Origin of the sequence: Phreatobacter sp. (genome assembly GCF_016793595.1) — a bacterium.
Classification (GTDB): domain Bacteria; phylum Pseudomonadota; class Alphaproteobacteria; order Rhizobiales; family Phreatobacteraceae; genus Phreatobacter.
Genome location: NZ_JAEULY010000019.1, coordinates 39,885 through 52,597 on the forward strand (window position 1 = coordinate 39,885; position 12,713 = coordinate 52,597).

Sequence of the window (12,713 nt, forward strand, 5' to 3'; positions counted from 1 at the left end):
AAGGCTGGGAGCCCGCTCGACGGAAACGGCGTTCCGGGCCATGCTTGCGCGGCTGCGTTCGCCGTTTGGCTGGCGGATCACCCCAAGGCCGCCCGCCGGACCTGACGCATGTCACGCGGCAAGCCCGGACCGCCAGACTGTGCCAGAGTACCATGATGATCACGCCTCGCCTTTCATCAGCCCTCGCCGCCGTGCTTGCCGCATCGCTCGCCGCAATGTCCCCGGCCGTGGCTCAGACTCCCCGCCCGCTTCCCGTGCCGGCGGCGGCACAGCCGGCAGCCGCGCTGCCCGGCGGCGCGACCTCATTGCAGGAAACGCATGGCGACTGGGTCGTGGGATGCGTGGTGCAGGGAACGGCCAAGCGCTGCGGCGTGACCCAGGAGCAAACCAACCAGCAGACGCGCCAGCGCGTCGTCGCCATGGAGCTTGCCCCCGCGGGAGACCGGATCGAGGGCGCTCTGCTGCTGCCCTTCGGGCTGTTGCTCGATCAGGGCGTCGCGCTGCAGGTCGACGATCAGGCACCCGGCCAGCCATTGCGGTTCCGCACCTGCCTGCCGGGCGGCTGCCTGGTCCCGCTCGGGTTCGATGCCCGCCAATCGGCGGCCCTGCGCGGCGGGACGGCGCTGAAGGCGCGGGTCGTGCCGGATGGCGGCCAGCCGACGGTCCTGACCATCTCGCTGAAGGGGCTCGGATCCGCGCTCGACCGCACCGCGGCGCTCGCACGCTGACAGGCAGCCTTCCGCCGCGGCTCAGCGCGGCGGAATGAACGGGCGTCGCTTGCCCTCGCCGCGAGGCTGCGGCGCCGCGGTCCTCAGCGCCCGCGTGATCCAGTGGCGGGACTCCTTCGGATCGATCACGCCGTCGATCTCCAGGAATGCCGCCATGTTCACGGCCTTGCCGCGCTCGTAGAGCTCCGCGACGTGCCGGTCATAGGTCGCCTTCTGCTCGGCGGGGTCGGCGATCGCCGCCAGTTCGTTGCGATAGGCGAGGCGCACCGCGCCTTCGAGGCCCATGCCGCCGAACTCGCCGGTCGGCCAGGACACGATGAAGACGGGGGCCTGGAACGAGCCCGCCGCCATGGCCTGCGCGCCCAGTCCGTAGCCCTTGCGCAGCACGATGGTCATGACCGGCACGGACAGCGCCGCGCCCGACAGGAACATGCGCGAGACGCGCCGCACCAGCGCGGTCTCCTCGGCCGGCGGTCCAACCATGAAGCCGGGCGTGTCGCAGAGATTGAGCACCGGCAGGCCGTGGCCCTCGCACAGGTCCATGAAGCGGGCCGCCTTCTCCGCGCCCTCCGCATCGATGGCACCGCCGAGATGCTTCGGATTGTTGGCGATGAGCCCCAGCGGCCGGCCCTCGACGCGGATCAGCGCGGTGATGATGCCGATGCCGTGGGTGGCCCGCAGCTCCAGCACCGAGCCGGTATCGGCGATCAGCTCGATGACCGCGCGGATGTCGTAGGCCCGCAGGCGGTTCTCCGGGATCGCGGCGCGCAGGCGCTCCTGGTCGGCGCATTCCCAGTCGTCCAGCGGACCCTGGAAATAGGCAAGATACTGCTTCGCCGCCGCCACCGCGGCAGCCTCGTCGGCAACGAGGATATCCACCACGCCGTTCGGCACCTGAACCGCCATGGGCCCGACTTCCTCGGGTGAAAAAACGCCGAGGCCGCCGCCTTCGATCATGGCCGGGCCGCCCATGCCGAGATTGGCGTTCTCGGTGGCGATGATCACGTCGCAGCAGCCCGCGACGGCTGCATTGCCGGCAAAGCAACGGCCGGAGACGATGGCGACCGATGGCGCCACGCCGCTATGACCGGCGAGCAGCCGAAAGGTCGGCACGTCGAGGCCGGCAACGCCCATATAATCGGTCTCGCCCGGCCGGCCGCCGCCACCCTCCGCGAAAACCACCAGCGGCAGACGCTGCTCGCCGGCGAGATGGAACATGCGATCCATCTTCTTGTGGTTCATGAACCCCTGGGTGCCCGCGAACACCGTGTAGTCATAGGTCATGACCATGCAGCGCGACGCATCGTCGGCGAACCTGTCGCCATTGATCGACGCCACGCCGCAGATGAGCCCGTCCGCAGGGCTCATCTCGCGCAACTCCTCCAGCGACCGGCGGCGGCGCTGCGCGGCGAGCGCCAGCGCGCCGTATTCCATGAACGTGCCGGGATCGCAGAGGTCCTCGATATTCTCGCGCGCGGTGCGCTGCTTCGTCTTGCGCCGCCTGGCGACCGCCTTCGGCCGGCGATGATCCGTCAGCGCGTCGTACAGATCCTGCACCTCGGCGAGATCCGCGCGAATGTGGCCGGCGCCCGCATCGGCGGCGCCATCATCGTCATCCGCCGCGATGTCGCCCGGCTCGAGGAAGGCGAGCGCTTCGCCGACATCGACCTGATCGCCGGCCTTCAGCGGCAGGAGCCGCACGAGGCCGGCCATGTCGGCCGTCACGACGTGCTCCATCTTCATCGCCTCGATGATCGCAATCTGCCGGCCGGCCGGAACCGCGTCGCCCTCGGCGACGTCGATCGAGACAATGCGCCCGCTCATCGGCGCCTTGACCGGCGCGGTTCCCGCCGGCCCTCCCGCCGTGGCCCGCTTCGCATCGCCCGCCGCGCCTGCGACCGGCGCAACGGTTCGGGCGATGCGCGGCGCCGCCGCCAGCCGCGCCCCGTGGCGCTCGACGAAGGCCGTATCGAACTTGTCGGCGAGCACCTCCGGATCCGACAGCAAGGCCTGGAGCACGGCGATATTCGTCTCAACGCCCTCGATGCGGAACTCCGACAGCGCGCGGAGCGCGCGGCCCGCCGCATCCGGCCAGCGGCCCGAGGGGGCGAAGGCGATCACTTTTGCCAGCAGCGAGTCGAACGCGGTCGAGGTGCGATAGCCCGCATAGCCGAACGTGTCGATGCGAATGCCCGAGCCACCCGGCGGATCGAAGGCGGCGAGCGTGCCACCGGTCGGCACGGCCTGCCCGTCGGCCGCCATCTTCTCCATGTTGACGCGCACCTGAACCGCCATGCCCGAAGGCGCGGCCGGCATGCCGCCGAGGCCGAGTCCCTCCAGCGTCGCACCCGCGGCGAGACGGATCTGGGTGGCGACGAGGTCGACGCCGGTAACCTCCTCGGTCACCGTATGCTCGACCTGAAGGCGGGGGTTGGCCTCCATGAAGACGAAGCGGCTGGCAGCTTCATCGACGAGGAATTCGACGGTCGTCAGCGTCTTGACGCCCGCCGCGCGGCCGAGCTGCACGGCGGCCGCGATCATGCCGTCGCGCAGCGCCGAGGACAGCCCCGGAGCGGGCGCGATCTCGACCAGCTTCTGGTGCCGGCGCTGAAGGCTGCATTCGCGCTCGAACAGATGCGTCACATGGCCGGAGGCATCGCCGAGGATCTGCACCTCGACGTGGCGAGCCGGGCGGATCAGCTCCTCGACATAGAGCGCGTCGGAGCCGAAGGCAGCCTTTGCCTCGGAGGCGGCGCTGCGAAAGGCATCCGCGAGCTCCTCCACGCGATTGACGACGCGCATGCCGCGCCCGCCGCCACCCGCCAGCGCCTTGACCATGATCGCCCGCCCGCCATGGGCGGCCATGAATGCCCGTGCCTCGTCGAGCGTCGTCGCGCCCGACGTTCCGCCCGCCAGCGGCAGGCCGGTCTCGGCGGCGAGACGCCGCGCCGCAGCCTTGTCGCCGAACAGCGCCAGCGTTTCCGGCGCGGGGCCGATGAAGGTGATGCCCGCGTTCGCGCAGGCCCGCGCGAAATCGGCGTTTTCCGAAAGGAATCCGTAGCCCGGATGCACCGCGTCGCAACCAGTCTTGACCGCCGCGTCGACCACCGCAGCGATGTCGAGATAGCCGGCCGCGCCCCGGCCTGGCAGTTCGACCGCCTCGTCGGCGCGCGCGACATGAAGGGAGGCCCGGTCGTCAGGCGTGAAGACGGCGACGCCGGCAATGCCGAGGTCGCCAAGCGCCCGCGACACCCGGATCGACACTTCGCCGCGATTCGCGATCAGAACTTTCCTGAACATGCTGCCTTCGATGGCTGGGGGAGAGAACAAACTTAGCCCGCGAGCTTCTCGCGCCGGACGGAAATGCCGGCTGCTTCGCGGTCCCACGTATCCGTCGTGATCCCGTCCTTGCGGATGAGGTATTTCTCGACCTTGTTGGTCGGCGTCTTCGGCAGGTCGCCGATGACGCGGATGTAGCGCGGCACCATGAAATGGGCCATGCGCGGCGTCAGGAAGGCGAGCAGTTCGGCGGGATCGAGCGCGCGTCCCTCGGCCAGCGACACTGCGACGAGGATGTCGTCCTCGCCGTGCGGGCTGGGCACCGCGACGGCGGCCGCCTCGCGCACCGCCGGATGGGCGCAGACCTCCAGCTCGACCTCGAAGGACGAGACGTTCTCGCCGCGCCGGCGGATGGCGTCCTTGAACCGGTCGACGAAGAAGTAGTTGCCGTCGGCATCGATGCGAAAGGCATCGCCGGTGTGGAACCAGCCATTGCGCCAGGCGCTCGCGGTCGCCTCCGGATTGGCGTTGTAGCCATGGTTCAGCGCCCAGGGCGCATCGGTGCGGATGACCAGCTCGCCGATCTCGCCGCGCGGCACCTCGCGGTCGTGGGCATCGACAAGCCGGAGCTGCACGCCGCGGCGCGGCTTGCCGCAGGTCGCGGCGACGGACGGGTTCGGCTCGGCGACCAGCGGGCAGGACACCTCGCTCATGTTGAACAGCGTGCGCGTGATGACGCCGAACCGCTCGCGGAAGGCAACGCCCTCGGGGCTCAGCGGAATGATGATGACGTTCTTCAGCGGCGTGTCGCGCTCGCCTTCGCGAACCGGCTCCTTCATCAGGAACGAGGCCATGACGCCGAGCAGGATGACGACGGTCGTCTGGGTCGCAGTGACGATGTTCCAGAAGGTACGGGTGTCGAAGGCTTCCAGCAGCGCGATCGATCCACCCGCCACCAGCATGGCATAGGTCGGCGCGGTGCCGCCGACATGGAACATCGGCAGATTGACCATGAAGCGCTCGTCCGGTCCGACGAAGGATACGCCCTCGCCATCGGCGGCCAGCGACGTCGCCATGGCATGGAGATGCGCGTAGGACGACAGCACGCCTTTCGACGGGCCGGTCGTGCCGGATGTGTAGATGATGCTCTGCGTGTCCCAGGGCTCGATGGCGCGGGCGAGCGGCAATACCTCACCCTCGCTTCTGAGCTGCTCGGCCGGCAGCATGGCGAGCCCGTCGACGGGAGGCGCCACGCCGCCCAGCACAACCACCCGCTCGAGCGCGGCCTTGTCGACATGCTGAAGCCGCTCGATCAGGCCGGCATGGCCGATCATCAGTCGCGCGCCGGAATTGCGGATCACGTGTTCGAGGATGCCACCGCGATAGGCCGTGTTGATCGGCACATAGACCGCGCCGACATAGTTGATCGCGAACCAGACCTTCAGCCCCTCGACGCCGTTGGGCAACCAGACCAGCACGTGCTCGCCCTGCGCCACGCCGAGATCCTGAAGGCCGCGCGCAATGGCCCTGACATCGTCGCGCAGCGCGCCGTAGCCGACCCCGCCGCCATCGGGCATGACGACGAAAGGCTTGTCCGGCGTGGCGGCGGCATGGCGATCGAGAAGGTCGCGCAGGACGCAGGCCTCCCGGCCCGGCACACCGCTGGCTGTCATGATCTCCTCCTGTGCGCCCTTGAGGGGGTCTTCGCGTGGCCGACCCCCCAAGGAGGCCCGGCCACGCCATGCTAAGGGGCGGGGTCAATAAATCAATAGACCAAATAATTATTGTGCTCGTCCATCCGGCTGATAGCATGAAGCCAACGAACAACAGCGAGCGCAATCCGCACCATGGCGCGAAGAGCATCCGAAGCCCCCCCGGTCTCCGGACGGCGAAATGCCGCGACGGCGGCGCAAAACCCCGCTGGCAAGCGCTCGGCCGCGGGCGCGGCGAACGATGTCGCGACGACTAGATCGCCGAAGTCTGCCGACGCCCCCAAGCGGCCGCCGGGCCGCCCCCGCAATTCCGAGCGCGACCGCCCCGATCAGACGCGCGACCAACTGCTCGATGCCAGCATCACGCTCTTCGCGCGCTACGGCTTCGACACCGTGACGACCGGCCAGATAGCCGAGGCGGCCGGCCTGACCCAGTCCATGGTTCACTATCACTTCGGCACCAAGACGAAACTCTGGGAAGAGGCGATGCGTCGGCTGATGCGGCGGCGCGGCCGGCTGTTCCGCGCAACACCGGCAGACCTCGCCGGCCTCGACCCCCTCGGCAAGCTGAAGGTGCTGACCCGCCGCCTGATCGAGGCCAACGCAGCCAATCCCGACCATGTGCGGATCGTGGTCTATGAGGCAACCACGCGCAGCCCGCGGCTGAAATGGCTGATCGACAACTTCCTCGCCCCCGGGTTCGGGGTGTTCGATCAGGCCGTGCGCGAGGCGATGGATTCAGGCGCCATGCGCCGGGCGCCCGTGCACGACATCACCAATGCGGTGACCTCGGCTGCCTCGCTCAGCTTCGCGCTGCATACCATCGTCAAGGACATGTACGGCGTCGACCTTGGGCAGCAGAGGGCGGTGGCGTCGTTCTCCGACACGCTCATCGACATCCTGTTCGACGGCCTGCTGGCGGCGCCTGCCCAAGGCTCCGCGTCGCCGCGCCAGCGCGCTCCCGAGACCGACACGGTCTGACGCCGCATCCCCCATGAGGCGGATAGCTGCATGATCGTCAACAATCAATTGCTCTATTGATTTTTCCGGCGCCGGACGTCAGCCTGCGACCAAAGGCAAAGCCGGGAGGAAGGCGTGGACGAGCGGGACTATCTCGCCATGGTGTCGTCGGTGCAGGATCGGCTCTGGCCGGCGGAGTTGCCGCGCGTGCCGCAATATCCGTTCGGCGAAATCCTGCTGACCGACCACCTGCGACGGTGGGCGGAGATCCAGCCGGAGAAGGCGGCGATCAACTTCTACGGCGCGGTGACGACCTATCGCGAGCTGGACCGCCTGAGCGATGCCTTCGCGGCCCTTCTGGTCAGCCTCGGCATCGGCAAGGGCGACCGCGTCGCGGTGTTCATGTCGAACTGCCCGCAATTCATCGTGGCCTTCTACGGCATCCTGAAGCTCGGCGCCGTCCACGTGCCGTGCAATCCGATGTTCAAGGCCCCCGAGCTACTCTACGAACTCAACGACACCGCCGCGACGGCCATCCTCTGCCTCGACCAGCTCCACGACACGGTCGCGGAAGTCCTCGGCCAGACCTCGGTCCGGCATGTGCTGGTGACATCCCTTTCGGAGATGGCTCCTGCAACGCCCGCCGTCCCCGCGCCGGCGACGGTTCTCGCGCCGAAGCGCGCGATCGCCGGCGCCGTCGATATGTTGCCGGCGCTCGGCGCAACAGCTGGCCCCTTCGTCCCGCCGGCTCCTGTCTCCCTCGATGACGTCGCAGCGCTGAACTATACCGGCGGCACGACCGGCATGCCCAAGGGGTGCATCCATACCCAGCGCGACATGGTCTACACGGCGGCAACCACGGTCCCCTTCTCGCTCGGGACAACCAAGGACTCGACCTATCTCTGCTACCTGCCGGTGTTCTGGGTCGCGGGCGAGGTGTTCGGCGTCATTTTCCCGGTCTTCGCCGGCTGCACCTGCGTTCTGTTGAACCGCTGGGACCCTGTCGCCTCCATGGCCGCGATCGACCGGCTGAAGGTGACCCATGCGAGCTTCCTGGTCGACGGCGCGGTGGACATCGTCGATCACCCCGAGCGGCCGAATTACGACCTGACAAGCCTCGAGCGGACGGGCGGCGTCTCCTTCGTCAAGAAGCTCAATCCGGACCTGCGGCGCCGCTGGCGCGAGGTGACCGGCTCGACGATCCGCGAGGTCGCGTGGGGAATGACGGAGACCCACACCTGCGACACCATGAACTACGGTCTCGACCGGGACGATTTCGACCTCAACTCGCAGCCGGTCTTCGTCGGCTTCCCGGTGCCGGGCACGGATTTCAAGATCTGCGACTTCGAGACCGGCGCGTTCAAGGCGCTCGGCGAGGAAGGCGAGATCTGCATCCGCTCGCCCTCGCTGTTCAAGGGCTACTGGAACCGCCCCGACGCCAATGCCGAGGTGTTCCGCAACGGCTGGTTCCACACCGGCGATATCGGCGTCTACGACACGGACGGCATCCTGCACTTCCTCGGCCGCCGCAAGGAAATGCTCAAGGTCAACGGCATGAGCGTCTTCCCCGGTGAGCTGGAGGCGATTCTCGGCCAGTATCCGGGCCTGCTCGGCTCGGGCGTCATCGGCCGCCCTGACGAAGCCAAGGGCGAGGTGCCGGTCGCCTTCGTCTGGCTGCCGGAGGAGCAGCGCAACGCCGCCGGCCAGGACGCCTTCCGCCAGTGGTGCGGGCGAATGATGTCTTCCTACAAGCAGCCGGAAATCCGCTTCGTCGACGTCCTGCCGATGACCGAGACCGGCAAGGTCAAGAAAGAGCAGCTTCGCGCGCTCCTCTAGAGCCGCCAGACGCATGCCGGCTCTCGCCGGACAATGAACATCGAGAAGCCGGCATGACCGGCAGGAGGAAAGATCATGTCTCGCAAATTCTGGAAGAAGGCCGCGCTCGGCGGTCTCGCCGCCTTCGCGGCGCTCGCCATGGCCGAGGCGCCGGTGCGGGCCCAGGGATCGGGCCCCATCCGCATCGGCGTCCTCAACGACCAGGGCGGCCCGTACTCGGCGATCACCGGTCCGGGCTCGGTCGCCGCGGCCCGCATGGCCGTTCAGGATCTCGGCGGCACGGTGCTCGGCCGCCCTGTGGAAGTGCTCTCCGCCGACCACCAGCACAAGCCCGATCTCGGCTCGTCGCTGGCGCGCGAATGGTATGACGTGCAGGGCGTCCGCGCGATCTTCGACATCTATTCCTCGGGCGTCGCGCTCGCCGTCCAGAAGGTCGCGCAGGACAAGGATCGGCTGCTCGTCGTCTCCATGGCTTCCAGCGCCCTCATCGGCGGCGCACAGTGCTCGACCCACGGCATGCAATGGGCCAATGACGGCTACGCCGTGTCGAACCTCACCGTGCGCGGCGCATCCGGCCAGGGCGAGAACAGCTGGTATTTCCTCACTGTCGACTACGCCGCCGGCCACTCGATCGAGGCCGACGCCACCAAGCTGATCCAGGCCGCGGGCGGCCGGGTCGTCGGCGCGGTGCGTTTCCCGCTCGGCACGCCGGACTTCTCTTCGTTCCTCCTGCGGGCTCAGGCCTCCGGCGCCAAGAACATCGGCTTCATCGGCGGCGGCTCCGACATGATCAACTCGGTCAAGCAGGCCGACGAATTCGGCCTGCGCGCCGCCGGCCAGCGCTACGTGCCCTTCTCCATGACCACGGTGGACATCTCCGCCGTCGGCAGCCAGGCGACCCAGGGCATGCCGGTCGTGCTCTCCTACTACTGGGGTGAGAACGCCGAGACGCGCGCCTTCGCCGACCGCTTCAAGCAGGCGACCGGCAGCCTGCCGACCGACCCGCAGGCCAATGTCTACAGCGCCGTGCGGCACTACCTGCGCGCCGTGCAGGCAGCCGGCACTGTCGAGACCGCGGCGGTCCTCGCCAAGATGCGCGAAATGCCCGTGGAGGATTTCTTCACCCGTGGCGCGCGCATTCGCGCCGACGGCCGGCTGATGCGCGATGTGATGTATGCCGAGGCCAAGGCCCCCGGCCAGATGAGCAATCCGGAAGATCTGCTCCGGGTCGTCTCGCGCTTCACCGGCGAGCAGGCCTTCGTGCCGGCGGCCGAGAGCCAGTGCCCGCTGATGCGTCGCTGAACGGCCGGGTTGACGACAAGGCGGGGACCGGGCCATCCGGTCCCCGCGAATTCAACCGAGGCGACAGGGCAGCAATGACAGAGGTGATCCACACCGCGCCGGACGAGGCGCTGACCGATCAGCCCGCCTATCGCGAGCCTGGACGCTTCATCGACAGCGCCGACCCCGCCATCCGCGCCCGCGCGCAGGGCATCGTCGAAGGCGCGGCCGACGACCGTGAGAAGGCGATCCGGCTGTTTTACCACGTGCGCGACGGCTGGCGGTACGACCCGTTCAACTTCCGCCTGACCCCCGAGCACCACATGGCGAGCACCGTGCTCGCCGCCGATCACGGCTACTGCATCACCAAGGCCGTGCTGCTCTCCGCCCTCGCCCGGTCCATCGGCATCCCCTCGGCGATAGGGCTCGCGGACGTCACCAATCACCTGACCTCCGAGAAACTGACGCGGCAGATGGGCGGCTCGACCCTGTTCGTCGACCACGGCTTCTCCCTGCTGCATGTCGACGGCCGCTGGGTGAAGGCGGCGCCCGCCTTCAATATCGAGCTGTGCCAGCGCTTCGGTGTCGCGCCGACCGAGTTCGACGGTCGCGCCGACGCGATCCTGCAGGAATTCGATGCGAAGGGGCGGCGGCACATGGAATATCTGCGCCAGCACGGCGCCTGGTCGGACCTGCCCTTCGACAAGGTCGAGCGCGACTTTCACAAAGCCTATGCCGGCTCCGACATGATCCGGCAGTCCGGTGACAGGCCGGCGAGCGAAAAGGCCGGCGCTGCCGGGGACGACCCCTTTGGCACGCGCTGACACCAGACACGTCATGACGGCGCATCCGCCTGTCGGCTGGATTGGCCCCGACAGGCCTGCGGTCCACACTGATTACCAGCAGACGGGCCGCACGCCCGCGCATCAGAACAAGCGAGCGAAACGATGAAAATTCAGGGCATGGCCGCGGTTGTCACCGGCGGCGCTTCCGGCCTCGGCGGGGCCACGGCATCGCGGCTGGCGGCTGCCGGCGCGAAGGTCACGATCTTCGACCTCAACGAAAGCCTCGGCATCGAGAAGGCGAAGGAAGTCGGCGGCCATTTCGTCAAGCTCAACGTCACCGACGAGGCGGCGGTCGACGCTGCCCTCGCGGAGGCTGAAGGCCTGCACGGCAAGGCGCGCATCTGCGTCAACTGCGCCGGCATCGGCCCGCCCGCCAAGGTCATCGCGCGCGACGGCTCGGCCCTGCCGCTCAAGGACTTCAACACCATCATCCAGGTGAACCTCATCGGCACGTTCAACGTGCTGTCCAAGTTCGCGGCGCGCCTGCACACGGCCGATCCGGTCGGCGAGGAGCGCGGCGTCATCATCAACACCGCCTCCGTCGCCGCCTTCGACGGCCAGATCGGCCAGCCGGCCTATGCAGCCTCCAAGGGCGGCATCGTCGGCATGACCCTGCCCATCGCGCGCGAGCTCGCGCGCTTCGGCATCCGCGTCGTCACCATCGCGCCCGGCCTGTTCCTCACCCCGCTGATGGGGTCGCTGCCCAAGGAGGCGCAGGATTCGCTCGGCGCGCAGGTACCGTTCCCCTCGCGCCTTGGCCACCCCGACGAATATGCCCAGATGGTCGAGGCCATCGTCACCAACCCGATGCTGAACGGCGAGACCATCCGCCTCGACGGCGCTATCCGCATGACGCCGAAATGAGCAGCCACGCACCGGCCGAGCAGGTCTCCGAACGTGCCCGTGTCATCGCCGCGAAGGTCGAAGCCTTCGTGCGCGACATCGTCGTGCCCTACGAGCGCGATCCCCGTCTCGGGCCCCATGGTCCGTCCGAGGATCTGGTCCGCGAGCTGAAGGACAAGGCCCGCAAGGCCGGCGTCCTGACCCCGCACATCCTCGGCGACGGCGACCATCTCACGCAGGTCGAAACGGCCTATGTGCTGATCCGTTCGGGCCTCTCGCCGCTCGGCCCCGTCGCGGTGAACACGGCCGCTCCCGACGAAGGCAACATGTACCTTCTCGGCAAGGTCGGAAGCCCCGAGCAGAAGGAGCGCTTCCTGAAGCAGCTCGTCGAGGGCCGCTCGCGCTCGGCTTTCTTCATGACCGAACCGGCGCTGGAAGGCGGCGCGGGGTCCGACCCCTCCATGATGAAGACGACCTGCCGGCCCGACGGCAATCACTGGGTGATCAACGGCCGCAAGGCCTTCATCACCGGTGCCGAGGGCGCCAGGGTCGGCATCGTCATGGCGAAATCCGACGACGGCGCCTGCATGTTTCTCGTCGATCTGCCGGACCCCGCCATCCGCATCGAGCGGGTGCTCGGCACCATGGACTCCTCGATGCCCGGCGGCCACGCCGTTGTGGTCATCGACAACCTGCGGGTGCCGGCCGACCAGATGCTGGGGGCGAGCGGCGAGGGCTTCAAATATGCGCAGGTGCGCCTGTCGCCGGCCCGGCTCTCCCATTGCATGCGCTGGCTCGGCGCCTGCAAGCGCGCCAACGAGATCGCCACCGATTATGCCTGCCGGCGCGAAGCCTTCGGCAAGCTTCTGGTCGACCACGAGGGCGTCGGCTTCATGCTGGCCGAGAACCTCATCGACCTGAAGCAGGCCGAACTGATGATCGACTGGTGCGCGGGCGTGCTCGATTCGGGTTCGCTCGGCACGGCAGAGAGTTCCATGGCCAAGGTCGCGGTTTCCGAGGCGCTGATGCGCATCGCCGACCGCTGCGTGCAGGTCATGGGCGGCATGGGCGTCTCCACCGACACCATCGTCGAACAGGTGTTCCGCGAGGTCCGCGCCTTCCGCATCTATGACGGCCCGACCGAAGTGCACAAATGGTCGCTCGCCAAGAAGATCAAGCGCGACTGGAAACACGCCCGGCAGGCCTGAAGGCGCCGGCAGCGAGAAGGA

The 12,713-nt window shown here is 68.4% G+C and carries 9 protein-coding genes; 7 read left to right on the top strand and 2 right to left on the bottom strand.

Annotated features, from left to right (window positions below; genetic code table 11):
• The first annotated feature begins 227 nt into the window (after positions 1 to 227).
• On the top strand, positions 228 to 728 hold the full coding sequence (locus tag JNK84_RS18945; protein ID WP_293426682.1) for an invasion associated locus B family protein: 501 nt from the start codon (positions 228 to 230) through the stop codon (positions 726 to 728).
• A 21-nt stretch (positions 729 to 749) separates the two neighbouring features.
• Here JNK84_RS18945 and JNK84_RS18950 read toward each other — a convergent pair whose 3' ends face one another.
• On the bottom strand, positions 750 to 4,028 hold the full coding sequence (locus JNK84_RS18950) for a carboxyl transferase domain-containing protein (RefSeq protein ID WP_293426685.1): 3,279 nt from the start codon (positions 4,026 to 4,028) through the stop codon (positions 750 to 752).
• Between the two features lie 32 nt (positions 4,029 to 4,060).
• The gene (locus JNK84_RS18955; RefSeq protein WP_293426688.1) at positions 4,061 to 5,680 is read right to left on the bottom strand and encodes an AMP-binding protein; all 1,620 of its coding nucleotides are present in this window, start codon (positions 5,678 to 5,680) and stop codon (positions 4,061 to 4,063) included.
• Between the two features lie 174 nt (positions 5,681 to 5,854).
• On the opposite strand from JNK84_RS18955, the gene JNK84_RS18960 reads away from it, so the two are divergent.
• From JNK84_RS18960 to JNK84_RS18985, 6 genes are all read left to right on the top strand, one after another.
• Complete coding sequence (locus JNK84_RS18960) at positions 5,855 to 6,700, top strand: TetR/AcrR family transcriptional regulator (RefSeq protein WP_293426691.1); 846 nt, start codon at positions 5,855 to 5,857, stop codon at positions 6,698 to 6,700.
• 114 nt (positions 6,701 to 6,814) lie between these two features.
• The gene (locus JNK84_RS18965) at positions 6,815 to 8,515 is read left to right on the top strand and encodes an AMP-binding protein (protein ID WP_293426694.1); all 1,701 of its coding nucleotides are present in this window, start codon (positions 6,815 to 6,817) and stop codon (positions 8,513 to 8,515) included.
• A gap of 75 nt (positions 8,516 to 8,590) precedes the next feature.
• Positions 8,591 to 9,817 (top strand): ABC transporter substrate-binding protein, encoded by a 1,227-nt coding sequence (locus JNK84_RS18970; RefSeq protein WP_293426696.1) that lies wholly within the window; start codon positions 8,591 to 8,593, stop codon positions 9,815 to 9,817.
• A gap of 74 nt (positions 9,818 to 9,891) precedes the next feature.
• Positions 9,892 to 10,620 (top strand): transglutaminase-like domain-containing protein, encoded by a 729-nt coding sequence (locus tag JNK84_RS18975; RefSeq protein WP_293426698.1) that lies wholly within the window; start codon positions 9,892 to 9,894, stop codon positions 10,618 to 10,620.
• 123 nt (positions 10,621 to 10,743) lie between these two features.
• Positions 10,744 to 11,505 (top strand): SDR family NAD(P)-dependent oxidoreductase, encoded by a 762-nt coding sequence (locus JNK84_RS18980; protein WP_293426700.1) that lies wholly within the window; start codon positions 10,744 to 10,746, stop codon positions 11,503 to 11,505.
• The gene (locus tag JNK84_RS18985; protein ID WP_293426704.1) at positions 11,502 to 12,692 is read left to right on the top strand and encodes an acyl-CoA dehydrogenase family protein; all 1,191 of its coding nucleotides are present in this window, start codon (positions 11,502 to 11,504) and stop codon (positions 12,690 to 12,692) included. Before JNK84_RS18980 ends, JNK84_RS18985 begins: the two co-directional genes overlap by 4 nt.
• Positions 12,693 to 12,713 lie beyond the last annotated feature (21 nt).

What these genes read in the sequence shown, in the direction of transcription:
- JNK84_RS18950 (WP_293426685.1), bottom strand. Translation starts at nt 4,028, where the DNA reads ATGTTCAGGAAAGTTCTGATCGCGAATCGCGGCGAAGTGTCGATCCGG.
- JNK84_RS18955 (WP_293426688.1), bottom strand. Translation starts at nt 5,680, where the DNA reads ATGACAGCCAGCGGTGTGCCGGGCCGGGAGGCCTGCGTCCTGCGCGAC.
- JNK84_RS18960 (WP_293426691.1), top strand. Translation starts at nt 5,855, where the DNA reads ATGGCGCGAAGAGCATCCGAAGCCCCCCCGGTCTCCGGACGGCGAAAT.
- JNK84_RS18970 (WP_293426696.1), top strand. Translation starts at nt 8,591, where the DNA reads ATGTCTCGCAAATTCTGGAAGAAGGCCGCGCTCGGCGGTCTCGCCGCC.
- JNK84_RS18975 (WP_293426698.1), top strand. Translation starts at nt 9,892, where the DNA reads ATGACAGAGGTGATCCACACCGCGCCGGACGAGGCGCTGACCGATCAG.
- JNK84_RS18980 (WP_293426700.1), top strand. Translation starts at nt 10,744, where the DNA reads ATGAAAATTCAGGGCATGGCCGCGGTTGTCACCGGCGGCGCTTCCGGC.
- JNK84_RS18985 (WP_293426704.1), top strand. Translation starts at nt 11,502, where the DNA reads ATGAGCAGCCACGCACCGGCCGAGCAGGTCTCCGAACGTGCCCGTGTC.